At 56.9% G+C, this 24915-nt stretch carries 21 protein-coding genes and 1 riboswitch; of the genes, 1 reads left to right on the top strand and 20 read right to left on the bottom strand.

Features of this window, described 5'->3' with window-relative positions:
- Nucleotides 1-5: 5 nt before the first annotated feature.
- From KFJ24_RS15320 to KFJ24_RS15400, 17 genes are all read right to left on the bottom strand, one after another.
- Nucleotides 6-1250, bottom strand: coding sequence for a D-amino acid dehydrogenase (locus KFJ24_RS15320; RefSeq protein WP_250831958.1), 1245 nt, complete (start codon nt 1248-1250; stop codon nt 6-8).
- A 164-nt stretch (nt 1251-1414) separates the two neighbouring features.
- Nucleotides 1415-1513: riboswitch (glycine riboswitch) on the bottom strand.
- Between the two features lie 89 nt (nt 1514-1602).
- The gene (gene glmS / locus KFJ24_RS15325) at nt 1603-3435 is read right to left on the bottom strand and encodes a glutamine--fructose-6-phosphate transaminase (isomerizing) (RefSeq protein ID WP_250831959.1); all 1833 of its coding nucleotides are present in this window, start codon (nt 3433-3435) and stop codon (nt 1603-1605) included.
- Nucleotides 3436-3466: 31 nt separating this feature from the next.
- Entirely contained in the window at nt 3467-4831 is a 1365-nt protein-coding gene (gene glmU, locus KFJ24_RS15330; RefSeq protein WP_250831960.1) for a bifunctional UDP-N-acetylglucosamine diphosphorylase/glucosamine-1-phosphate N-acetyltransferase GlmU, read from the bottom strand.
- 149 nt (nt 4832-4980) lie between these two features.
- On the bottom strand, nt 4981-5403 hold the full coding sequence (locus tag KFJ24_RS15335; protein WP_250831962.1) for a F0F1 ATP synthase subunit epsilon: 423 nt from the start codon (nt 5401-5403) through the stop codon (nt 4981-4983).
- 47 nt (nt 5404-5450) lie between these two features.
- A complete protein-coding gene (gene atpD / locus KFJ24_RS15340) occupies nt 5451-6845 on the bottom strand; it encodes a F0F1 ATP synthase subunit beta (protein ID WP_250831963.1) in 1395 nt (464 codons plus the stop codon).
- A gap of 55 nt (nt 6846-6900) precedes the next feature.
- A complete protein-coding gene (gene atpG / locus KFJ24_RS15345; protein ID WP_250831964.1) occupies nt 6901-7761 on the bottom strand; it encodes a F0F1 ATP synthase subunit gamma in 861 nt (286 codons plus the stop codon).
- Between the two features lie 75 nt (nt 7762-7836).
- Nucleotides 7837-9381: a F0F1 ATP synthase subunit alpha gene (gene atpA, locus KFJ24_RS15350; protein WP_250831966.1), complete on the bottom strand. Its 1545-nt coding sequence runs from the start codon at nt 9379-9381 to the stop codon at nt 7837-7839.
- 28 nt (nt 9382-9409) lie between these two features.
- Nucleotides 9410-9946, bottom strand: coding sequence for a F0F1 ATP synthase subunit delta (locus KFJ24_RS15355; RefSeq protein WP_250831968.1), 537 nt, complete (start codon nt 9944-9946; stop codon nt 9410-9412).
- A gap of 15 nt (nt 9947-9961) precedes the next feature.
- Nucleotides 9962-10432 (bottom strand): F0F1 ATP synthase subunit B, encoded by a 471-nt coding sequence (locus KFJ24_RS15360; protein ID WP_250831969.1) that lies wholly within the window; start codon nt 10430-10432, stop codon nt 9962-9964.
- 67 nt (nt 10433-10499) lie between these two features.
- The gene (gene atpE / locus KFJ24_RS15365) at nt 10500-10757 is read right to left on the bottom strand and encodes a F0F1 ATP synthase subunit C (RefSeq protein ID WP_012138088.1); all 258 of its coding nucleotides are present in this window, start codon (nt 10755-10757) and stop codon (nt 10500-10502) included.
- Between the two features lie 75 nt (nt 10758-10832).
- Entirely contained in the window at nt 10833-11705 is an 873-nt protein-coding gene (atpB, locus tag KFJ24_RS15370) for a F0F1 ATP synthase subunit A (RefSeq protein WP_250831970.1), read from the bottom strand.
- Between the two features lie 19 nt (nt 11706-11724).
- Entirely contained in the window at nt 11725-12126 is a 402-nt protein-coding gene (locus KFJ24_RS15375) for a F0F1 ATP synthase subunit I (protein ID WP_250831972.1), read from the bottom strand.
- Nucleotides 12127-12396: 270 nt separating this feature from the next.
- Nucleotides 12397-13272 (bottom strand): ParB/RepB/Spo0J family partition protein, encoded by an 876-nt coding sequence (locus KFJ24_RS15380; RefSeq protein ID WP_250832669.1) that lies wholly within the window; start codon nt 13270-13272, stop codon nt 12397-12399.
- Nucleotides 13273-13332: 60 nt separating this feature from the next.
- Entirely contained in the window at nt 13333-14127 is a 795-nt protein-coding gene (locus tag KFJ24_RS15385; RefSeq protein WP_250831973.1) for a ParA family protein, read from the bottom strand.
- A gap of 21 nt (nt 14128-14148) precedes the next feature.
- Nucleotides 14149-14793, bottom strand: a complete 645-nt coding sequence (rsmG, locus tag KFJ24_RS15390) for a 16S rRNA (guanine(527)-N(7))-methyltransferase RsmG (RefSeq protein WP_250831975.1) — start codon at nt 14791-14793, stop codon at nt 14149-14151.
- Nucleotides 14794-14802: 9 nt separating this feature from the next.
- Complete coding sequence (gene mnmG, locus KFJ24_RS15395) at nt 14803-16689, bottom strand: tRNA uridine-5-carboxymethylaminomethyl(34) synthesis enzyme MnmG (protein ID WP_250831976.1); 1887 nt, start codon at nt 16687-16689, stop codon at nt 14803-14805.
- 340 nt (nt 16690-17029) lie between these two features.
- Nucleotides 17030-18328, bottom strand: a complete 1299-nt coding sequence (locus KFJ24_RS15400) for an MFS transporter (RefSeq protein WP_250831978.1) — start codon at nt 18326-18328, stop codon at nt 17030-17032.
- Between the two features lie 221 nt (nt 18329-18549).
- Between KFJ24_RS15400 and KFJ24_RS15405 the strand changes: the two genes are divergently transcribed.
- Complete coding sequence (locus KFJ24_RS15405) at nt 18550-19824, top strand: EAL domain-containing protein (RefSeq protein ID WP_250831979.1); 1275 nt, start codon at nt 18550-18552, stop codon at nt 19822-19824.
- 15 nt (nt 19825-19839) lie between these two features.
- On the opposite strand, the gene KFJ24_RS15410 is transcribed toward KFJ24_RS15405, so the two are convergent.
- From KFJ24_RS15410 to KFJ24_RS15420, 3 genes are read right to left on the bottom strand one after another with little or no spacing between them, the layout of a single operon-like run.
- On the bottom strand, nt 19840-22986 hold the full coding sequence (locus tag KFJ24_RS15410) for an efflux RND transporter permease subunit (protein ID WP_250831980.1): 3147 nt from the start codon (nt 22984-22986) through the stop codon (nt 19840-19842).
- A gap of 2 nt (nt 22987-22988) precedes the next feature.
- Entirely contained in the window at nt 22989-24083 is a 1095-nt protein-coding gene (locus KFJ24_RS15415) for an efflux RND transporter periplasmic adaptor subunit (protein ID WP_250831981.1), read from the bottom strand.
- Between the two features lie 38 nt (nt 24084-24121).
- Nucleotides 24122-24682, bottom strand: coding sequence for a DUF3833 domain-containing protein (locus KFJ24_RS15420; RefSeq protein WP_250831982.1), 561 nt, complete (start codon nt 24680-24682; stop codon nt 24122-24124).
- Nucleotides 24683-24915 lie beyond the last annotated feature (233 nt).

Genomic DNA, 24915 nt, shown 5'->3' on the forward strand with positions numbered 1-24915 from the left:
AGGAGTTAACCGGCGGATCTCACACTAAGACCCGACGAGGCCTTCTCAACGGCATCGGCCAGCATCTCAGCGGTAATCGCTGACAGGGTCCAGCCCAGATGACCGTGGCCGGTATTGTAGAACACCGTTGGCAGACGACCCGGTCCCACTCGCGGCATCATGTTGGGCAGCATGGGACGCAGTCCCGCCCAGGGCACAACACGCCGGGTACTGACCTCCGGAAAGCATTGCTCTACCCAGCGTGTGATCGGCTTAATCCGATCATCCCGGATATTGCGGTTGTAACCGTTGAATTCCGCCGTACCCGCGACGCGGAAGCGGTCGTCGCCCAGCCGGCTGGTCACGAGCTTGGTGGCGTCATCCAGCAAACTGACGGTCGGCGCGGCTTTCTGAGAGGCCTCATCGTCCAGCTCAACCGTGATGGAGTAGCCTTTAACCGGGTAAATGTTGACGCGGTCACCCAGCTTGGAAGCCAGTTCCCGACTGCCAACGCCCGCACAGATCACCACACCATCAAAGGTGTCACGGTGTTGCTGCTCGCCATCATATGCCGTTACCCAGGCGCTGGATTCATCCGCACTCAGTTCCGTCACCGTGTGTCCGTAGCAGGTCTTGACGCCAAGGCGCTCGATCGCGTCTGCCAGACCGTTGGTGAACTTGTGGATATCACCGGTGGAGTCGCTTTCAGTGTAAAAGCCTCCGTAATAGGTGCCGGCCAGTGTGGGTTCAATCGCACTCATTTCCTCAGGAGTGACCGCTCGACGCTCGAGACCTCCCGCAGCCAGCAGCTTCGAGACATTCGCAGCATGGTCAAAGCCGGCCTTGTCACGATAGATATGCAGGATGCCCTGCTTTTTGAGGTCGAAATCGATACCTTCGTCCTGCGCCCACTGGAACAGATGGTCACGGGCCGCAATCGCCAGACGGGCGGTTTCGGTGGTGTTGTTCTCGTACTGGGGGATCGCGGCGATAAACTCGGCAAACCAGCTGAGCTTGTGCCAGGAAGGCTTGGGGTTAACCAGCAGTGGCGCATCGCTGTGGAGCATCCACTTCATACCCTTCATAACAGTCTGCCAGTTGTTCCAGACCTCGGCATTGGACGCCGACAACTGACCACCGTTGGCGAACGAGGTTTCCATCGCGGCATAACGGTGTTTTTCGTAAACGGTGACATCGAGGCCGCGCTTGGCCAGGGTGTAAGCGGTTGTAATACCGGTGATACCACCGCCAATAACTGCAATACGCTTCATATCATCTCCAGGAGGGCGTCCAGGGTTCCCTTTCTACGCAAAACGGTAGAAAGCACCCCTTCCGTCACTGAACCTGAGAGATTCACGCGCCGTTTCAATGAAATCGGCCGCTTGCTCCTTCGGTGTGCCGACTGACGCGGTCGTCGACAGCTCTTCGGAAAGTATTCGTGTTAGCGGTCCGTTTGCCTGAGAGTTTCCGGGGCAGTTGCTCCTTCGGCGCCGGTCACACTCTTGTGTGACACAGTCTCTCCCGCTAACACGTCAGATCTGCAGTTAATGCGAATCCGGGCCCCAGAATAGCAAATAACTCAGTTCCGCAAAACCGGCACCGGCTGCGGCGACCGGGTTTTATTCATTCTACGGTGACACTTTTCGCCAGGTTTCGGGGCTGATCCACGTCTGTGCCTTTCAGGACAGCCACGTGATATGAGAGCAGCTGCAGCGGCACGGTGTAGACGATCGGAGCCGTTATTGCGTGCACGGACGGAAGCTCCATCACGTGGATGTTTTCCTCCGGTTTCACATCCGCTGCCTTGTCGGCAAAGACAAAGAGCTCACCGCCACGGGCGCGGACTTCTTCCAGGTTGGACTTGAGCTTTTCCACCAGGTCGTTGTTCGGGGCCACCGTCACCACCGGCATTTCACTATCCACCAACGCCAGCGGGCCATGCTTGAGCTCGCCGGCCGGATAGGCCTCGGCATGGATGTAGGAGATTTCCTTCAGCTTCAGGGCACCCTCAAGGGCAACGGGGAACTGGGAGCCACGGCCAAGGAAAAGACTGTGGTTCTTGTCTATGAAAGCCTTGGACATCTCGGCAATTTCACCATCAAGCGCGAGCACCTGATCCACTTGTCCGGGCAGGTCATGAATGGCACTGACAATGTCCGCTTCCTGCTCTTCGGGCAATCCGTTGTGGCGGGCAAGCGCCAGGGAAAAAATCAGCAGCGCCGTCAGCTGGGTGGTGAACGCCTTGGTGGATGCGACACCAATTTCAGGGCCGGCCTGGGTCATAATAACCAGATCCGATTCCCGCACCAGGGAACTGCCCGGAACGTTGCAGATGGCCAGTGCCGCACGGAAACCTGCCTGCTTGGCCTGTCTAAGCGCGGCCAGGGTATCGGCGGTCTCACCGGACTGTGAAATGCACAGAAACAGGGTGTCCTTCTGGATCACATGCTTGCGGTAACGGAACTCGGAGGCGACCTCGACAGAACAGGCAACACCGGCCAATTCCTCAATCCAGTACCGGGCCACCATACCGGCGTGGTAACTGGTACCACAGGCAATGATCTGGACGTGGTTAACGTTCTCGAGCAAATTGGCTGCTTCGGTACCCAGCGCCTGCTCCAGAACGCGGCTGTTGGTGACTCGGCCTTCCATAGTGGCCTTGATGACTTTTGGCTGCTCGTAGATTTCCTTGAGCATGAAATGGCGGTACTCGCCTTTTTCCGCAGAGTCGGAAGCGTGCTCGAAACGGGCGATCGTGCGCTCGACTGGCGTCCCTTCCCGATCGTGGATATCGATGGCATTCCGACGGATATCGGCAATATCACCTTCCTCCAGGAACATGAACCGGTCGGTAACCGGCAACAGGGCGAGCTGGTCGGAGGCGATAAAATTCTCGCCGATACCAACACCGATTACCAGCGGGCTACCCTCACGGCACACCACCATATGATCCGGCTCGTCGGAGTGCACCACCGCCAGCGCGTAAGCACCGCGCAGCCGGGTGATGGCCGCCTTGACCGAATCGTAGAGCTTGCCAAGATCCCGGAAATATTTTTCGATCAGGTGGGCAACCACTTCGGTATCGGTCTGGGAGGTAAATTCAAAGCCGTCTGCCTTCAGTTCCTCGCGCAGTTCCTGATAATTCTCGATGATCCCATTGTGTACAATCGCCAGTCGATCACCGGACATGTGGGGGTGGGCGTTCAGCTGCGAGGGCTCACCGTGGGTGGCCCAACGGGTGTGGGCAATACCCAGGTGACCGGAGAGCGGGTTGGCTTCAATCGCTTCGGCCAGCGCGGCAACCTTGCCTACCTCACGGGCCCGCTGAGCAGACGCTTCACCGTCAATAATCGCCATACCGGCCGAGTCATATCCCCGGTATTCCAGACGGCGCAGGCCCTCGAGGAGAATGCCCTGAACGTCCCTTTCCGAAACCGCACCTACAATCCCACACATACTGCTTTCACCTATCGGTTAAACGTTTCAATCAGTCTTTCTTCGGCCGTTCCCAGCCGGCAATGTTGCGCTGGCGGCCACGCGCCACTGCCAGTTCGCTATCGGCAACGTCCCGGGTGATGGTCGATCCGGCTCCGATGGTTGCATCCGGGGCGACGGTAACGGGAGCAACCAGAGACGTATTGGATCCGACGAAGACACCGTCGCCAATCACCGTCCTGAACTTGTTTACACCATCATAGTTGCAGGTGATGGTGCCTGCACCAACATTCACATTACGACCCAGCTGGGCGTCACCCACATAGCTCAGGTGGTTAATCTTGCTGCCCTCGCCCACAACCGCCTTCTTGGTTTCCACAAAGTTGCCAACTTTGGTATCGGCGGCCAGTTCGGTACCGGGACGCAGACGGGCAAACGGTCCGATCTGAGCGTTGGCGCCAACGCTGGCACCCTCGATGACACTGTGGGCATTGATCTTGGCGCCCTCGGCGATACGGGCATTCTTGATCACACAACCGGGGCCGATCGAGACATTGCTGCCGATCTCGACCTTGCCCTCGAACACCACGTTCACATCAATCAGGATGTCGTTACCAATGCTCAGGTCGCCCCGCACATCGACACGGGCCGGGTCCGCCAGAGTCGCCCCTTCGGTCATCAGACGTTCCGCTTCACGACGCTGGTACCAGCGCTCGAGCTCGGACAGCTGCAGCCGGTTGTTCACGCCCTGGACCTCAAACGGGTCACCGGGCTGTGACACCGAGACCGACAGGCCGTTTTCCACAGCCATGGCAATAATGTCAGTCAGATAATATTCACCCTGGGCATTGGCATTGGACAGAGCCGGGAGCCACGCTTTCAGGTGTTTCGCGGACACCGCGAGAATACCGGTATTGACCTCCTGGATCGCCCGCTGGTCTGCACTCGCGTCTTTCTGCTCGACAATCGAGGTGACCTGCCCTGCACCATCACGCACGATCCTGCCATAGCCGTTGGGGTCATCGAGTGTGACCGTGAGCAGCCCGAGGGTCTGCTCGTTGAGTTCACCGACCATCGCCTCCAGGGTTTCCCGCCGGGTGAGCGGTACATCGCCGTAAAGCACCAGCACCCGCGCGTCGTCGGGTAGATCCGGGAGGGCCTGGGCGACAGCATGACCGGTACCGAGCTGTTCGTTCTGGACCACCCAGTTCACAGACGCTTCGGAGGTGACGGCACGGACCTGGTCCGCGCCATGACCGATCACGGTGTGAATCTTCTCCGCTCCGAGCTGCTTCGCTGTGCCAATCACATGATGAAGCATGGGCCGGCCTGCCACCGCGTGCAGGACCTTGGGCAGGGCAGATTTCATCCTGGATCCCTGGCCAGCGGCCAGAATCACTACGTGTAGCGGGCTCATGGAAACGTCAGACTCCCGGATTGTCTATTGTTTTGCATTCATGAAAAAAAAAGCCGCAACCCCGGGGGCCGGATTCCCAACGCATGACGTCGGATTTCCAGCCGCTCAGGACGCGGCTTTGGTGTTCGGCATACCCGAAACAGAAATGCTTACCGCATTTTGTTCCGCAGCTGCTGAATGGTTCGAAGCTGAGCAACAGCTTCGGCCAGCTCGGCAGCGGCTCGGGAGTACTCGAATTCACCGGTCTGGTTGGCAAGTGCTTTCTCGGCTTCTTTCTGAGCCTCAAGCGCTGCAGCTTCGTCCACATCCTTTGCACGAACCGCAGTATCTGCCAGCAAAGTCACCAGATTGGCCTGGACCTCCAGATATCCGCCGGACACGTAAAGAATTTCTTCTTCACCGCCCTGCTTGATAATCCGAATGGGACCCGGCTTCAGCTCGGTCAGCAGCGGGGCGTGACCCGGGGCAATACCCAGGTCACCTTCAGAGCCCGCAGCGATCAGCATTTCAACCAATCCGGAATAGATCTTTGTTTCGGCACTTACCACATCACAATGCACGGTTATACCCATGTCAGTTGCCTCTTTGATCGATCCGGAAACAAGTGCAACGGCTCAGATTACTTCTCGGCCTTGCTCTTCATTTCCTTCGCTTTCTCGACCGCTTCCTCAATAGTACCAACCATGTAGAAAGCCTGCTCAGGCATATCGTCATAGTCACCGTTGAGAATGCCCTTAAAGCTGCTGATGGTCTCCTTCAGGGACACGTATTTACCGGGAGAACCGGTGAATACTTCAGCAACGTGGAACGGCTGGGACAGAAAACGCTCGATCTTACGAGCACGGGATACAACCAGCTTGTCATCTTCTGACAGCTCATCCATGCCCAGGATGGCGATGATGTCTTTCAGCTCCTTATAGCGCTGCAGATTGGTCTGCACGCCACGGGCCACTTCGTAATGTTCCGTACCAATAACCAGCGGATCCAGCTGACGTGAGGTGGAATCCAGTGGGTCGATCGCCGGGTAGATACCCTTCGAGGCGATGTCCCGGCTGAGTACCACGGTCGCATCAAGGTGCGAGAACGTTGTCGCTGGTGACGGGTCAGTCAAGTCATCCGCCGGAACGTAGACCGCCTGGATGGACGTGATGGAGCCATTCTTGGTGGAGGTGATCCGCTCCTGGAGCTGGCCCATCTCTTCGGCCAGTGTCGGCTGGTAACCTACCGCGGACGGCATACGGCCCAACAGTGCTGATACCTCGGTACCCGCGAGGGTGTAACGGTAGATGTTGTCAACGAACAACAGTACGTCACGACCTTCGTCACGGAACTTCTCAGCCATGGTGAGACCGGTCAGGGCCACACGCAGACGGTTTCCAGGAGGCTCGTTCATCTGGCCGTAGACCATCGCTACCTTATCAAGGACGTTGGAGTCCTTCATTTCGTAGTAGAAGTCGTTACCTTCACGAGTCCGCTCACCAACACCCGCGAATACAGAGAGACCGGAGTGCTCTTTCGCGATGTTGTTGATCAGCTCCATCATGTTAACGGTCTTGCCTACGCCGGCACCACCGAACAGGCCAACCTTACCACCCTTGGCGAACGGGCAGATCAGGTCGATAACCTTGATACCGGTTTCCAGCAGGTCCGCGGATGCTGCCTGATCGGCATAACCCGGTGCCTTGCGATGGATTGCCCAGCGCTCGTCTTCACCAATGTCGCCCTGCTCGTCGATGGGACGACCCAGAACGTCCATGATACGGCCCAGGGTCTGGGTACCAACAGGTACGGAGATTGCCTTGCCAGTGTTTTCTGCTTTCAGGCCACGCTTCAGGCCTTCGGTGCTGCCCATTGCGATGGTACGAACAATGCCGTCACCCAGCTGCTGCTGGACTTCCAGAGTTGTTTCGCCACCTTCAAGCAGCAGTGCGTCATATACGTTGGGTACGGAGTCACGTGGAAATTCCACGTCGATAACCGCGCCAATGATCTGAACGATTTGTCCGCTACTCATGCTCGGTTCCTCGTTATCTTTAGTAGTCAATAAAACCAGTTGGATTGTGGGCGGATCAGACCGAAGCCGCGCCGCTCACAATCTCCGAAATCTCTTGGGTGATGGCTGCCTGACGCGCCTTGTTATAGGCCAACTGAAGCTCGTCCATAATGTCACCGGCGTTATCAGTTGCGCTCTTCATGGCGATCATCCGGGCTGCCTGTTCACATGCCAGATTTTCTACCACACCCTGGTATACCTGGGATTCAATAAAACGTGGCAGAAGGCCATCGAGGATCTGCCTGGCATCGGGCTCGTAGAGATAATCCCACTGGTTCTTGATCTCTTCGTCTTCGCTTTCCGGCAGGGGCAGAAGCTGCTCCACCTTCGGGCTTTGGGTCATGGTGTTCACGAATTCATTGCTCACCACGTACAGGCGATCAATCTTGCCTTCGGAGAACGAATCCAGCATGACCTTGACGTTGCCGATGAGTTTTTCAGAGCTCGGGCTGTCACCCAGATGGGTCAGCGCCGCGACGACGTTGCCGCCATAGCTCCGGAAAAAGGAGGCACCTTTCTGTCCGATGGCGCACAGATCGGATTCCACCCCTTTTTCGTTCCACGCTTTCATTTCACGGACAAGCGCTTTGAACAGGTTGCTGTTCAGACCACCGCACAGGCCACGATCAGTGGACACCACAATATAGCCAACACGCTTAACTTCGCGGTCAACCATAAACGGATGCTTGTACTGAGCGTTCGCCTTGGCAATGTGCCCGATCACCTGACGCATCTTTTCGGCATACGGGCGGGTAGCCTGCATGCGCTCCTGAGCCTTACGCATCTTACTCGCAGCCACCATTTCCATAGCGCTGGTGATTTTCTGCGTGCTCTTGATGCTCGAAATCTGGTTACGTATTTCTTTGCCGACGGCCATAACTCACTGCCTTCTCAAGTTAGACACTCATTGCTACGAAAACCGGCCCGCGATAAACATCGCAGGCCCCTTTTCTTACCAGCTCTGAGTGGTCTTGAATTTCTCAAGTGCAGCTTTGAGGCCGGCAGCGATTTCGTCGTTGAAATCACCTTTCTCGTTGATCTTGTCGAGTAGTTCTTTCTGCTCGGAGCGCATCCAGTCAAGCATCTGCGCTTCGAACTTCACTACCTTCTCGACATCAACGTCGTCCAGGAAGCCTTCGTTGGCTGCAAACAGAACCGTACCCATTTCAGCCACAGACATCGGGCTGTACTGGTTCTGCTTCATGAGTTCCGTAACACGCTGACCGTGCTCAAGCTGCTTGCGGGTTGCTTCGTCAAGATCGGAAGCAAACTGGGCGAATGCAGCCAGTTCACGATACTGAGCCAGAGCCAGACGAATGTTACCGCCCAGCTTCTTCATGATCTTGGTCTGGGCCGAACCACCTACCCGGGATACGGAGACACCGGCGTTCATCGCCGGACGGATACCGGAGTTAAACAGGTTGGTTTCCAGGAAGATCTGGCCGTCGGTGATGGAGATCACGTTGGTCGGTACGAACGCAGACACGTCACCCGCCTGGGTTTCGATGATCGGCAGCGCGGTCAGGGAACCGGTCTTGCCTTTCACTTCACCGTTGGTGAGTTTCTCGACGTAGTCAGCGTTTACGCGGGATGCGCGCTCCAGCAGACGAGAGTGCAGGTAGAAAACGTCACCCGGGTAGGCTTCACGGCCCGGCGGACGACGCAGCAGCAGGGAAATCTGACGATAAGCCACAGCCTGCTTGGACAGATCATCGAAAATGATCAGGGCGTCTTCACCGCGGTCACGGAAGTACTCACCCATAGAGGTGCCGGAGTACGGCGCCAGGAACTGCGTAGCAGCCGGGTCAGCAGCGCCCGCGGCCACCACGATGGTGTGGTCCATGGCACCGTGCTCTTCCAGCTTGCGCACAACGGCGGCAATGGAAGACTGTTTCTGACCTACGGCTACGTAGATACATTTGATGCCAGAGTCTTTCTGGTTAATGATCGCGTCGATAGCGACAGCGGTCTTACCAATCTGACGGTCACCGATGATCAGCTCACGCTGGCCGCGACCGATCGGCACCATGGTGTCGATCGCTTTCAGACCGGTCTGAACCGGCTCATCAACCGATTGACGTGCGATAACGCCCGGCGCCACCTTCTCGATGGGGGAAGTCAGGTCGGTACCCAGCTCGCCCTTGCCGTCGATCGGGTTACCCAGAGAGTCCACGACGCGTCCAAGCAGTTCCGGACCAACCGGAACTTCCAGGATACGACCGGTACAACGTACCTTCTGGCCTTCTGCCAGGCCTTCGTAGTCGCCCAGAACAACCGCACCGACGGAATCACGCTCCAGGTTCAGAGCCATGCCGAAGATGCCGTTGGCGAATTCGATCATCTCGCCGTACATAACGTCGGCAAGACCGTGGATCAGTACGATACCGTCAGAAACGGACAGGATCGTACCTTCATTTTTTGCTTCGGAAGAGATATCGAGCTTTTCGATTCTCTTCTTGATGATGTCACTGATCTCGGATGGATTCAGTTGCTGCATGCCAATATCCTCAAACCTTGTGCTGAAATCAGGAGCCCAGAGTGTCGGCCAGCTTAGTCAGCTTTCCGCGTACAGATGCGTCAATGACCAGATCACCGGTGCGGATAACTGCACCGCCAATCAGAGACTTGTCCAGTGACGCTGCGAGTGACACTTTCCGCTCGAGTTTCGTCGAGAGTGCCTGGGCGAGCTTCTGTTGCTGTTCGTCCGTCAGCTCGAAGGCTGCGGTCACTTCGATATCAACAGTGCGCTCCAGATCAGCCCGGTACGTGTTGAAAAGCGCTGAAATCTCAGGAAGAAGAGTCAACCGGCGGTTTTCAGCCAGTACAGCGAAGAAATTGCGAACCTCATCGGTGACGCCGTTTTCGACGACCTCGATAATCAGCTCGGCTTTCTTTTGCTCTTCCAGACCCGGATTCGCGAGAAGCTGTCGAATGTCTTCGTTCGCGGTGACCTGTCCGGCAATTGTCAGCACCTGGGACCATTCAGCCAGTTGCTCGTGGTCCTGAGCGGCCTTGAATGCTGCTTTTGCGTAAGGACGGGCCAGCGTTCTCAGTTCTGCCATGATGAACCTCGTCGTTTAAAGTTCTGCCGCCAGTTTTTCCAACATCTCGTTGTGCTTGGAGGCATCGACAGAGGTCTCCAGGATCTTCTCAGCGCCAGCGATGGCAATTGCGGCAACTTCTGCACGCAAGGCATCACGAGCCTGATTACGCTCCTGTTCAATTTCGGCCTTGGCCTGCTCAATCAGCTTCTCGCCTTCCTTGCGGGCGTCATCTTTCGATGCTTCCACAATCTGGGCGGCGCGCTTGTTGGCCTGTTCAATCAGGCCAGCAGCTTGCTGTTTGGCTTCACGCAGTTCCTGAGCTGACTTTTCCTGAGCCAGTTCCAGATCGCGCGATGCGCGGTCTGAGGCAGCCAGTCCGTCAGCGATCTTCTTTTGACGCTCCTGCAGTGCGGCCATAATAGGCGGCCACACATATTTCATGCAGAAGACGACAAAGATAAAGAACGCGATGGCTTGACCAATCATCGTCAAATTAATGTTCACGTCTTCACCTCTCGCCTGTGTTGTTAAGAATCATCTGACCGGGGAACACCCCCGGCTGGCGACTCGATTAACCGGCGATCTGGCCGACGAACGGGTTGGCGAAGGTGAAGAACAGTGCAATACCAACACCGATCATGGTTACAGCATCCAGCAGGCCTGCAACGATGAACATTTTAACCTGCAGCATCGGGGTCATTTCCGGCTGACGCGCTGCGCCTTCCAGGAACTTGCCACCGAGAATACCAAAGCCAATTGCAGTACCCAGTGCGCCCAGGCCAATCAGCAGTGCAACGGCAATAGCGGTCATTCCAACTACAGTTTCCATGATAACTCCCAGTTTTCAGTTTAGGTTTTCAGTTTAATGGTCAGGTTTTCAAAACTACGACTTAATGGTGTCCGATCAGTGACTGTCTTCGTGAGCCATGCTCAGATACACGATCGTCAACATCATAAAGATGAATGCCTGCAGGGTGATAACCAGAATGTGGAAGATCGCCCAGGGTACAGACAGTGCCCACTGCGTCCAGAACGGCAGCAATGCAATAAGGATGAATATCAGCTCGCCGGCATACAAATTACCGAAGAGACGCAGCGCCAGTGAGATCGGCTTGGCAATCAGGCTCACGCCTTCAAGCAGAAAGTTCACCGGCACCAGCAAAATCTTGAGAATCAGGTTGTCTGATGAGAACGGATGCAGGGTCAACTCGCCCATGAAACCGCCAATGCCTTTCACCTTGATGCTGTAGAAGAGGATCAGGAAGAACACTGACAGGGACATACCCAGAGTGACGTTAACATCAGTGGTCGGAACCACTTTCATGTACTCCAGACCCATCAGATGGAACAACTGCGGCAGAAAGTCCACCGGCACCAGATCCATCAGGTTCATCAGGAAGATCCAGCAAAAGATCGTCAGTGCCAATGGCGCGATGACCTTGTTTTTGCCGTGGAAGGTTTCTTTAACACTCTGGTCTACAAACTCCACCATCACTTCGACAAAATTCTGCAGCCCACCGGGCTGACCAGAAGTCACCCTCTTCGCGGCCAGACGAAACAGAAACAGGAAAATCACACCCAGGGCGACCGACCAACCAAGGGAGTCCACATGCACTGCCATGAAACCCATATCGGATGCTTCGGCCGCATTATGGGCCATGGTCCATTGCGCTTCTTGCAGCACCGTGCCGTCGGTACGTTCGTATCCCGCAGGCAACTTGCCATACGTCAGGTTCTGGAGGTGATGCTGGATATATTCGGATGCACTTCCTGCCATAACGGTTTCCCAGGTCCAGTTAGCTTTGCTGCGTATTGCTGCCCGCCAGAAGCGGTGTCAACCAGTTGGTGACCAGCATGATCGCAAATGTTAAAAAAAGTGCCGCTACATCAAGCGGCTGAATCCATTTGAAGGCCATCGTAAAGAGGATGGCACACAGGATGAGCTTGCCGGCCTCACCCTGGTAAAAAGAACTTATAATCTTCCTGGCAGACCGCGCGCCGGAATAGCGGAATGCCTTGAGCGCAAAATAACCGTGGGGCAGCAAAAAAATAAGACCACCCACCAGCGCTGAATATCCGGACACCTGACCGCGTAAGAAAAAAAACGCCAGGCTCACGAAGACAAGTACCACACTTTCTATTGCCAACCACCGTGTGATGGGCGGGCGGCCTATCCCGCTCGAAGCTGCCTTCGTCATTTTTGTCCTGAGGGTACGGTGTCACTACCCGATTCGGTTTAAAAAATAGCCAAATACACCGATATAAGCGCCGCAGATTATATGTGTTCAATGTGTACGAATCAACAAAACCCGGTTTCACAAAATCCGTTCCAGCGTGCACAACGACCGGTATTGCGCGGTATGCGACACAAATAGACGAACAGCTACATTGCCAACACTACATGTTGTGTGAATGTGAGAATACAAACTTTCGTAGGGGGGACCAAGGAAGCAGGAAACCGGGCCAATTTACTTGATATGGCCCAGGATGCCATCCAGTTCGTCGAGGGAACTGTACTCGATGACGAGCTTGCCCTTGCCGCGCTGCCCATGGGCGATGGAGACCCGGGCACCGAGGCGCTCCGCGAGATCATCCTGCAAGGCTGTGATGTTCGGATCCGGAGCCGTTTTCTTGCCGGACTTGCTCTCAGGGGTCTCCTGCTGAACACGGCGAACCAGTGCTTCGGTCTGGCGTACTGACAGGGATTTGGCAACGACCTGTTTCGCCACCTGCATCTGCTGTTCAGGCGGGAGGGTCAACATGGCGCGACCATGGCCCATCTCCAGATCGCCATGTTCGAGCATCAGGCGCACGTCTTCTGTCAGCCCTATCAGACGCAGCAGATTGGTGATCGTGGTGCGGGATTTACCCACGGCCTCAGCAACCTGGGCCTGGGTCAGACCGAATTCGTCCTGGAGGCGCTGGAGCGCGAAAGCTTCCTCGATGGGGTTGAGGTTTTCACGCTGGATGTTCTCGATAAGCGCCATCGCAATGGCGGCTTCGTCAGGAACATCGCGAATGATGGCCGGAATGCTGTCAAGTTCGGCCAACTGGGTGGCACGCCAACGACGCTCACCGGCAATCAGCTCGTAACGACCTTCCGCGATGGGGCGAATCACCACCGGCTGCATCACGCCCTGCTGACGAATCGAGTCAGCCAGCTCCTGCAGTGCCGCCGGATCCATATCACGCCGCGGCTGAAAACGACCACGCTGGATGAGATCGATGGGGACTTCGCGCAGTTCGCCGTCGTGGTCTTTGAGTTCCTGGTCCAGGTTGACCTTGGATCCCGCCAGCAATGCGCCTAGCCCGCGCTCGCCCAGTCCTCGTTTTTTCGCCGCCATGGTGTCAGTCATTCTTCCCGTTGAAAATCGTTATGCATTATTGAGTGACAGGGCGGTATGTTACACCGCAACCGGCGCGGATGTCTTTTTTGAACCGTGGCGACGAACCATCTCCCCGGCCAGCGCCAGATAAGCCACAGCTCCCTTGGAAACACGGTCGTATTTCAGGGCCGGCATGCCGTAACTCGGTGCCTCGGCCAGCCGGACATTACGGGGAATCACCGCACGATAGACCTTTTCGCCGAAATATTCATTGAGCTGGCTCGACACGTCCAGGGTCAGGCTGTTGCGGGGGTCGTACATGGTACGCAGTATGCCCTCAACCTGCAGGTTCGGGTTCACCGTTTCCTGGATCTGCTCGACGGTATTCATCAGCGCTGCCAGGCCTTCCAGTGCGTAATACTCACATTGCATGGGAATCAGCACGGAATCGGCGGCAGACAGGGCGTTGACCGTCAACAGGCTCAGCGACGGCGGACAATCGATCAGGATGTAATCGTAATTATCACGAACCGTATTCAGCGCCAGACGCAGGCGATGCTCCCGGCCAATTTCGTTCATCAGCTCCACTTCTGCCGCAGTCAGATCGCCGTTGGAAGGCAAAATGTCAAAACCGGAGGCTTCAGCACGGAAGATTACCTCGGCGGCAGAGGCGCGCTTGGTCAGCAGATCGTAGCCGGATAATTCAAGCTCGTTCTTATCCACACCGCTGCCCATGGTGGCATTGCCCTGGGGATCCATATCGACAAGCAATACCCGGCGTTTGGTGGCGGCCAGTGAGGCTGCAAGGTTGACGCAGGTGGTGGTTTTACCCACACCGCCTTTCTGATTGGTCACTGCAATCACGCGCGCCATATCTCGCCTCCTGTTGGGGGGTTACTGGGAATCATCTGCCCGGGCGATCACCAACAGGTGTCGTTCGCCATCCGCACCGGGAACTTTCAGGGAATGGCGGGATTTTACCTGCCAGCCGGCCGGAAGGGCAGCCACCTCATCATCCGGAAACTGACCTTTCATGGCAAGGAACTCGCCCTCATTCGCCAGCAGATCTCCGCACCAGTCCACCAGATTCTCAAGCGCCGTAAAGGCCCGGCTACTGATCTGGGTGAACGGTTGCTCCGGTTTACAGTCCTCGGCACGACCATGTATCACCTGAACATTTTTCAGGCCAAGTTCCAGCACGCACTGATTGAGAAACCGGGTTTTCTTGCCGTTACTGTCCAGCAGGGTGAATTGCCTCTCTGGCAAGGCAATCGCCAGCGGAATGCCCGGCAGACCACCACCGGCACCAACGTCCAGCAGATGATCAGTGGTCACCCAGGACAGGATGCTGAGGCTGTCTAACAACTGCCGGGACACCATAGCCCGTTCATCGCGGACCGCAGTCAGGTTGTATGCCCGGTTCCACTTGTTGAGCAGGGCCAGAAACGCAAGCAGCCCTTGCTGCCGCTCCTCACTGAAGGCCAGGCCCATCGTCGCCAGCCCGTCCCGGAGCTGGCGTTGCCAGAGTTCGTTGGTCATGGTTTCGGGTCAGGCACTCTGTTTACGAAGCAGGTCACGCTTCTTCAGGTGCACCAGGATCTGGCTGACCGCCGCCGGAGTCACCCCCTGAACCCGGGAAGCCTGGGCCACGGTTTCCGGGCGAACTGATTTGAGCTTCTGCTTGATCTCGTTGGACAAGCCTCCGATGACGTCGTAGTCCAGATCCACAGGCAATGCCGTGTTCTCATTCCGGCGCAGGCGCTCGATCTCATCCGCCTGGCGGGAAATGTAGCCTTCATATTTGATTTCGATTTCGACCTGATCGGCCACATTCTGGTCTTCGGCGTGCTCGGCACCGATCTCGGCAATGTGACTGTAATCAATCTCCGGCCGACGCAGCAGCTCAGCCAGGGTCTGATCCCGGTTCATCGGTTGTTTGAGGAGCCTGTTGGCGCGTTCCCCGGCCTCGTCATTCGGATGGATCCGGGTGGATTCCAGACGGCTGCGCTCTTTGGAAATGGCTTCACGCTTGTCATTAAACTTCTGCCAGCGATCATCATCGACCAGGCCCAGCTTGCGGCCGGTCTCGGTCAGGCGCAGGTCGGCGTTGTCTTCCCGCAGGATTAAACGGTATTCCGCCCGGCTGGTGAACATGCGGTATGGCTCACTGGTGCCCATGGTGATCAGATCGTCTACCAGAACACCCAGATAGGCCTCGTCACGGCGCGGATACCATTCCTCTCTCTCCTGGGCCTTCAGTGCCGCATTGATGCCCGCCAGCAGGCCCTGGGCCCCGGCTTCTTCATAGCCGGTGGTACCGTTGATCTGGCCTGCGAAGTACAGCCCCTGGATAAACTTGGTTTCCAGGGTATGGCGCAGGTCCTGCGGGTTCAGGAAATCGTACTCAATGGCATAACCCGGCCGGGTAATGTGGGCATTTTCAAAGCCCGGAATCGACCGCACCGCCTCCAGCTGGATATCGAACGGCAGGCTGGTGGAAATGCCATTCGGGTAGAGCTCGTTGGTGGTCAGGCCCTCGGGCTCTACGAAGATCTGATGCGAATCCTTGTCGGCGAAGCGGTTCACCTTGTCCTCGATGGACGGACAGTAACGCGGCCCGATGCCTTCAATGTTCCCGGCGAACATGGGTGAACGGTCAAAGCCGCTGCGAATGATGTCGTGGGTTCGCTCGGTGGTGCGGGTCACGTAACAGCAGATCTGCTCCGGGTGCTGGTCCCGGCTACCGGTAAAGGACATCACGGGCGCGGGATTGTCGCCCCACTGCTGCTCCATAACCGAAAAGTCCACACTGCGGGCATCGATGCGAGGCGGAGTGCCGGTTTTCAGGCGGCCCACGTTAAAGGGCAGCTCACGCAGGCGTTTGGCCAGTGCATTGGCCGGGGCATCGCCGGCACGGCCGCCGGAATGAGCCTGCATGCCGATGTGGATAACACCGCCAAGAAACGTGCCGGTGGTGAGCACTACGGTTTTGGCGTTGAACCGGATACCGGTCTGGCTCACCACACCGGTTACTTCGTCATTTTCCACGATCAGGTCATCTGCAGCCTGCTGGAACAGGGTCAGATTGGGCTGGTTCTCCAGCGTGTGACGAATCGCCGCCTTGTAAAGCACCCGGTCAGCCTGGGCACGGGTCGCACGAACAGCAGGGCCCTTGCGGCTGTTCAGAACCCGAAACTGGATGCCAGCCTGGTCCGTGGCATGGGCCATGGCACCACCGAGGGCATCAATCTCTTTCACCAGATGACTCTTGCCAATACCGCCAATGGCCGGGTTGCAGGACATCTGGCCCAGGGTCTCAATGTTGTGAGTCAGCAGCAGGGTCTGCGAACCCATGCGGGCCGCTGCCAGAGCGGCTTCAGTGCCGGCATGGCCGCCACCAATGACAATGACATCGAAACGGGTCGGAAAATCCACAGTACACCTCGGAAATCGGGGGATAAAAACAGGGCGGCGAGTATAACGCCTCACCCGGGAAAATGCAGTCTGAATGCACAAATTTTAACCAGACCCACGCCGGGTTGAAAGCCGCATAATCCGAACCCCGGGATAAAATGCTGAAAAATCCCTGTATCACGGGTAGTGGAAAACCGAAATTATCTGCTTTTCAGAGGCTTGGCAGCACCTTCTAAGAAAAGTTTTCAAGAAAGTTATCCACATATTTTATTGCTGTTTAAGTGCTTGAAATATAGATTTAACTATCTGTTTTCATTGAGATTAAAAATATTCATTCAGAGATTATCCGTAGGTTGTTCAATCAATTATCCACAGATTTTGCTGCTTCCAGACGCCGCAAATGCCATACCACCAGCAACACCACGGCATTGAGCATAGATAACAGCAGGAAAAAGCCGGGAATGCTTACCCCAAGGACACCAAGAACCAGAATCCCGGCCAGCGCACTGACGACCATGAACAAGGCATTAATCACGTTGAGTGCAGCAATGATACGGGCACGCTTGTCGCGTGGGGTTTCATGCTGGATGAAAGCATAAAGCGGAACGATAAACAGTCCCCCGCAGATACCGATACCCATCAGATCCAGCAGTACCCGCAAATACACCGGATCGGTCACAAGGGTCCACCAGGTGGACGAAACCGGCGCATCAGGAACCGCAAAGAACAAATCCATGCCCAGCAAGCTCAGACCCAACGCCCCCCAGGGCACTGGCACCAGGGAAACATGATGCTTGGTCAGCCGTTCACAGAGCATGGAGCCTATGGAGACACCAATGGTGAACATTGCCAGCAACAAGGTGACCACCGTTTCATCGCCCAGAAGGTTGGTACGGGCAAAGTTGGGGAACTGCGTCAGGTAGGCGGCGCCCAGAAACCAGAACCAGGAGATGGCCAGGATTGCCAGCAACACCGGTCGCCGCTCAGCGGCAACCGACATCAGGTGCCAGGTCTCTGCAACCGGGCGAAACCGGACCACAATATCGGCGCCGTGATTGCGGGTTGGGGGCACCTGACGGGCCGCCAGATAACCAAGCACCGCCATGACCAGAACTGCGACAGCAGTGAGCTTCGCAGCCGTTTCATAGCCCATGAGCAGACCCGCAGCAATGGTGCCCATAAGAATGGCAACAAACGTCCCCATGCCGACCAGGCCGTTACCACCGACCAGCTCATCATCCGCCAGAACCTGCGGCAGGATGGCGTACTTGACCGGCCCGAAGAAGGTGGACTGAGTGCCCATCAGGAACAGCAACACCAACAGCAGCTCATACCAGCCAAACCAGAGACCCAGTGCGGCCAGCCCCATAATGAAAATCTCCGCCAGCTTTACGTAGCGGATAATGCGGGACTTTTCATAGCAGTCCGCCATCTGGCCGGCAATTCCGGAAAACAGAAAGAACGGCAGGATAAACAGGAAAGCGGAGAGATTGACCACAACGTTGACGGAAAGCCCCATCAACCCACCCGCACCGTAGGTAATCAGCAACAACAATGCATTCTTGAACAGATTGTCGTTGAACGCTCCGGAAAACTGGGTGAGGTAAAACGGGAGGAACCGTCGTTGCCCCAGCAAACGGAACTGACTGTGTGTAGCCATGAATAATCCTGTTTTGGTGCGCGGTGTTGGCGATCTACGCCAAATTTGCACTGAAATTGTGCCGAATACCCCGAGTCAGGCAAAACCGGAACAAACTAACACCACTGTTATCAGCTGCTTCGGGAATTTTGGCATGAAACTCGCTGAAAATACCTGCTCAACCGTTGGTATTCCTCGCCAGGACGGCTCTCCCGGAAACAATTATCTAAAGGTTCCTGACCATGAGCAGCGTAGTCCGACTTTCCCGTCGCAGCCATAGTGGCACCGAGGGAGAACCCGACCCCGGAATTATCCACAGTCACGATTTCAGATCTGCCTACCAACCCATACTAAGCCCAACCCACCAGAAACTGGTCGGCTACGAGGCCCTGGTCCGGGTCAGCCGGAATAAACACCCCATATCCCCCGTCGAGCTTTTCGAGCAGGCGGCGAATCTTAATCAGACCCCGGAGCTGGACCGCCACCTGCTGCACTTGCATCTGTCCGGTTTTTCCGCGGGCGACAACCCGGTCTGGCTCTTTCTCAACATCAATCCGCATACCTGTGTTCATCCCGAAGCGTCATTGGAGCGACTGGCACAACAGTGCCAAAGCTGCGGCCTGCACCCTGAGAAAATTGTTCTGGAACTGGTTGAAACCGCCTCGGATAACCCCGAAGCGCTGATGGAATTTATCCACAAGGCCAAGGGTCTTGGTTTCCAGATCGCCATTGATGACTTTGGCATGGGCGACTCCAATTTCGAGCGCCTGTGGCGAATCAACCCCCTGATCGTCAAACTGGACCGCAGTCTGCTGGTGAACGCAGAAAACAATAACCGCGCCCGCCTGCTCCTGGAAAGCCTTGTACGGATGATCCGTGAAAGCGGCAGCCTGGTGTTGCTGGAGGGTATTGAAAACGGTGCCCAGGCCAGAATTGCGCTGGATACGGAGGCAGATCTGCTACAGGGGTTTCTGTTTGCCAGACCAGGGGCGATCGCCGATGAAACGGTGGAAAAATCGGAAGCCCGCTTACGCACTGTCGTGGCCGATTCAGATGAATGGTGGCTACAGGATAGCAAGGACCAGGAAAGTTACCTGCGACTGCTGCGCTTTGAAATCATGGATGCCTGCCACCAGATCATGCGAACCAACCCTTTCAGGGAAAACTGCAATCGCCTGCTGCAAATGGATGGTGTCAAACGCTGTTTCCTGCTCGACGGCAGCGGGGTCCAGCAAGGCAATCTTGCCCACGCCACCAACGACATACACCGGGGCGGGTTCAACCCGTTGTATCATTCTGCCGGTGCACGCTGGGGCCATCGGGAATACTTCCGCAACGCCCTGGAACGGCCTCAGCACATCAACAGTTCACGACCCTATGTCGCCCTGCCAGATGCCCGGCGCACGGTTACGTTGTCCACAACCCTGCCGACAGAATCCGGTCAGCAGGTTTTCTGTGTGGATGTACATCCTGATGAGGTCTTCAACGGCCAACTGTGCTTTCCACCCACACTCTGAATGCAACCGGACCGGTCAGAAATCGTCGGCCTGTTTGCGCGGCGCGGTCGCCATTCCCGCGCCGCCGGCACTACCCGTTGCCTGACGCTCCAGTTCCCGCTCCACTGCGTTCGCGGACTTGGCAAACCGTGCCAGCAGGTTGTAAAGCACGGGAATAATAAACAGCGTCAGGGTGGTCGCGAAAATCAGCCCACCAAGAATGACCATACCAATAGCCGTACGGCTTTCAGCGCCCGCGCCCGTGGCAATAACCAGCGGCACAGCGCCGAAGACGGTGGAGATGGTGGTCATCAATACCGGCCGGAAACGCAGGCTGGCTCCCTCCAGGATCGCGTCCTTAACTTCATAACCCCTGTCCCGGAGCTGGTTGGCGAACTCAACAATCAAAATACCGTTCTTTGCCATCAGCCCCAGCAGCATGATGATGCCGATCTGGCTGTATATATTCAGGCTGATCCCGGCCCACCAAAGGGCCAGCAGCGCCCCGGTAACCGCCAACGGTACCGACAGCATGATAATCAACGGGTGAATCCAGCTCTCAAACTGGGCAGCCAGCACCAGGAAAACAATCACAAAGGCCAGGGCAAAGGTCACGTAGATTGCGGCTGAGGATTCCTGGAATTCCCGGGACAAGCCCTTGTAGCTCACCCGCGCTTCCGGTGGCAGGTTATCCACAGCCAGATTGTTCAGGTAGGTCAGCGCCGAGCCCAGGTCGTAACCATCTGCCAGGGAGGCACTGATAACCACGGCCGGCAGCCGATCGATCCGCCGTAAATCCGGGTTAGCACCCACTTCCTCCACCGATACCAGGGCTTGAAGGGGGATCAGGGTACCGCCCTCCCTCGGCCGCAGGAAAATCTGACCCAGATCGGCCGGGGTGGCACGGTCAGCATCAGCCGCCTGGACAATCACGTCATACTCACGGCCACGATCCAGGTACGTTGTCACCTGCCGGGACGCGAGCATGGTTTGCAGGGTCAGGCCAACTTCCTCGACGGTTATATCCAGGTCCGCAGCCCGCTCCCGATCAATGGTCAGACGCAGTTCCGGCCGGGTCAGTTCAAAGTCTGTGTCCAGGTTCAGCAGATCCGGATTTTCCTTCGCCCGCTCGACGATTTCCTCGCTCCAGGCCTGGACCGATTCGTAATCCGGGCCGGCAACAACAAATTCCACGGGCTGGCTGAATCCTCTCTGGCCCAGACCCGGAGGATTTACAGCCACCACCCGGATACCGGCAACCTGACTCAGTTTGCCCCGCAGCTCACTGGTGATCTGCTGCTGCTTGATGTCCCGCTGCTCCCAGGGCACCAGGCCCATGATCATGAAGGCGTTATCTTCTTCATCCCGGAAACCGACAATGGAGAGCAGACGACTGGCTACGCCGGACTCGAGGTAGGGCATCAGCTGTTCTTCCGCCTTGCGGACATAGTGATCGGTAAACTCTACCGTCGACCCCCGGGGGGCACTGGTCGGCATAATGATGACGCCACGATCTTCGGTGGGCGCCAGCTCCTGAGGCAGTTTCGGATAAACGACCGCAGCAGCGATCAGCCCCACCACGCCCAGGCCGAGTAACAGGCCAGGCTGATTCAGGGAGAAGCGCAGCAGCCGTTCGTAACCCCGGGTCAAACCACTCAAAACCTTCTCGCTGGCCGCCCACAGGCGATGGCCCTCGGCTGATTCCGGACTGCGTCTGAGCCATTTCGAACACAGCATGGGCGCGAGGGTGAGCGCAACCAGACTGGACACCACGACGGCAGCCGCCAGTGTGAAGCCAAATTCCGCAAACAGACGGCCGACGTTGCCCCCCATGAACGAGATGGGCACAAACACCGCGACCAGCGTCAGGGTGGTGGCAATAACGGCGAAGGCTACCTGTTTGGCACCGCGGTAGGAGGCCAGCAGCGGCGGTTCGCCATTGTCGATTCGGCGCTGGATGTTTTCCAGCATCACGATGGCATCGTCCACCACCAGTCCGATGGCCAGAATCACGGCCAGCAGGGTCAGCACGTTGATGGAGAAGCCCAGGAAGCCCAGACCGATAAAACTGCCGATGACCGCGACCGGAATCGTCACGGCCGGAATCAGGGTGGCACGCCAGGAACGGAGGAAGAGGAAGATCACCAGAATCACCAGGGACACGGCAATCGCAAGCGTGGTTACCACTTCCTTGATCGAGGCCCGGATAAAGATGGATTCATCGTAGCTCTCAGCGATCGTTACTTCCGGCGGCAGGGTTTCCCGGATCTTCTCCAGCTCAGCCTGCACCGCATCAGAAACGGCGACTGTATTGGCCTTGGACTGGCGGATAATACCCATGCCGATAGCCGTCTGGCCGTTGGCGCGAAGACGGCTGACGTCGGATTCGACACCCATCTGAACGTTGGCAACCTCGCCCAGGCGCAGCAGCTCGTTGTCGTTTCGACGGATGACCAGTTCGCGGAACTGCTCTACTTTGGATAACCGGCCTTCGGCCCTCACCGTGAAGTTCCGGGTGGAAGAGTCGACTGAGCCGGCGGGCAATTCCACATTATTGGCGCGCAGGGCACTCTCCACTTCCGCCACCGTGATATTCCTGGCTGCCAGCCGCTCCCTGTCGAGCCAGACCCGAATGGCGTAACGTCGTTCACCGCCGATACGGACATTTGCAACCCCATCCAGCACGGACAGACGGTCAGCCAGAACCCGATCTGCGAAATCACTCAGCTCAGCACTGTCCCAGACATCACTGCGCAGTGTCACCCACATCATTGGGCGGGCATCGGAGTCAGCCTTGCGAACAACGGACGGATCCGCTTCTTCAGGCAACTGGTTTGCAACCCGGGAAACCGCATCGCGAACGTCATTGGCGGCGATATCCACATCCCGGGATGTGGAAAACTCGATACTGGTGCGGGATTCACCCTGTTCGGTAGACGACTCAATCGAACGGATACCTTCAATACCACTGATGGCCCCTTCGACCACCTGGGTTATCTGGGTATCCACCACTTCCGCAGCCGCGCCGATGTAGTCTGTGGAAATCGACACCACGGGCGGATCAATGTCCGGGTACTCACGAACTGGCAGGCCCAGCAGGGCAGCCAGACCAAACACCACAATCAGCAGACTGAGAACCGTTGCGAAGACGGGGCGCTTGATCGAGACATCTGAAAGAATCACGGTCAGGACTCCGTGGACTTGGCAAACCGGTTATCCGGTATGGCATTGTCCTCGTCCACCACGCGAATACGGTCGCCACTGCTGAGACGATCCTGTCCGGTAACAATCACCGCATCCTCGAGAGTCAGACCCTCGGCCACCTCGACCAGGCCAGGCATACGGGAGCCCAGAACTACCGACATCCGTCGCGCAATGCCATCCTCGGCAACAAACACATACTTTTCGTCACCACGGACCATGACTGCCTGTTCCGGGATCACCAGGGCCTGACGTTCCCGCAGTGTCAGGGTTGCTGACATAAATTGTCCGGGGCGCAGTTTGCCATCGGGATTATCAATCAGAGCCCGTACCGGCAGAGTCCGGCTCAGTTCGTTAATACGGGTGCCCAGCTCGGCGAGTTCTCCGGCAAAGCGGGTATCCGGAAAGGCTGGCGAGGTGCCATTTACCTGCTGTCCCAGGCCAACCTGCCCCAGGAACCGTTCGGGAATGGCAAAGTTGAGTTCCATGCGCTCCGTGGTATCGAGCGTGGTAATGGCGGTACCAGCGGTGACATAGGCACCGATGCTGATATCACTCAGCCCGACAACACCGGCAAAAGGTGCTTCAATCCGGTGGTTTTCCAGGCGCACCCGGGCCGACTGGCGCTGGGCGTTCGCCACATCGACTGCGGTACGCAATTCGTCCACCTGGGACTGGGAAATACTGTTATTGGAACGGAGGCGCTGGGCCCGTTCAAACTTCCGGCGGGCATCGGCTAGCTGGGCCTCAATAACCTCCAGGTCAGCCCGGGCCTGGCGATCGTCGAGTCGCAAAAGCACATCGCCCTGCTCCACCCGGCGACCCGTTTCAAGATTGAGTGCCACCGCACGGCCACTGACTTCGGTCGTCAGCTCCACCGCATTCAGGGCCTTGAGGTTACCAACGGCCTTGACCACATCACGCACCGTATCCCGCTCCGGCGTCCGTGTATTGACGACACTGGCAGGCCGCTCGCGACCACTTTGGGTCGCCTTTTCACTTTCCATTGAGCGGTAAGTAACCGCAGCTCCCGCTGCGACGGCAACCATTACCAGTCCGATCAGCCATTGCTTCCACATAATTTTCCAAGCATCCGTCAGGTTTGGTCAGGTATTGTCTACCGTTTCTGGATGACCAGAACAATTTCCCCGACATCAATGCCCCATTTACTCATGGTGGTCTGATTGATCAGGGTGTCCGGCGTAATCAGGTACATCCAGTCGTCCATCCGCACGTCCAGAGTGCCATCACCGTAGGCCACCTGCAGCACATAGTTCATATGAATGGCATTGCCCTGCCATTGCATGGTGCCGGGTTCGACCACATCCCCGGCTGTCGCGCGATAGCCATGTTCAGACGGAGTCAGTGTCCAGACCCGAGTCTGAACCTCTCCGTCATCAAACCGGAAGACCTCATCGAGAGTTCCGGTGCCATCCTCAGCCCAGGACGCGGTTATATCGGCATCAAAGGTACGAATGACTTCGCCAGAGAAATCCTTGACCACACCACGGGCAGAAAGTTCGCCGGTAAAGAACTGGTCCGGGATCAGGGCCGGCTCGCGATCACGATAATCCTCAAGTGATGAGCCCGCACAACCGGTCAGAAACCACACTCCGAACAATACCCACAGGAGACGGAATGGGCCAGATGCCCAAACGCTGGCAGGGGGGATTTGCATGACTTTTACACTCCGTCGGAGACATTGAGTTTCGAGTTCCACGCCAACACATACGCGGTATCCGGCAGCTTCGATCAATGCCGGGTGCGGTTCGAAGACTCTCGCGTCATTTCAGCCAATTGTCTTTGCTGACATCCGGTCCGGTGGTTTTCGTCAATGGCAGCGGCCCGGGAATACCGTAATACTGCCAGTATAGGAGCTTCCCCGTGGATGAACGACAGGTACAGAGGATT

The sequence above is a fragment of the Marinobacter sediminum genome, from assembly GCF_023657445.1.
Lineage (GTDB): Bacteria > Pseudomonadota > Gammaproteobacteria > Pseudomonadales > Oleiphilaceae > Marinobacter > Marinobacter sediminum_A.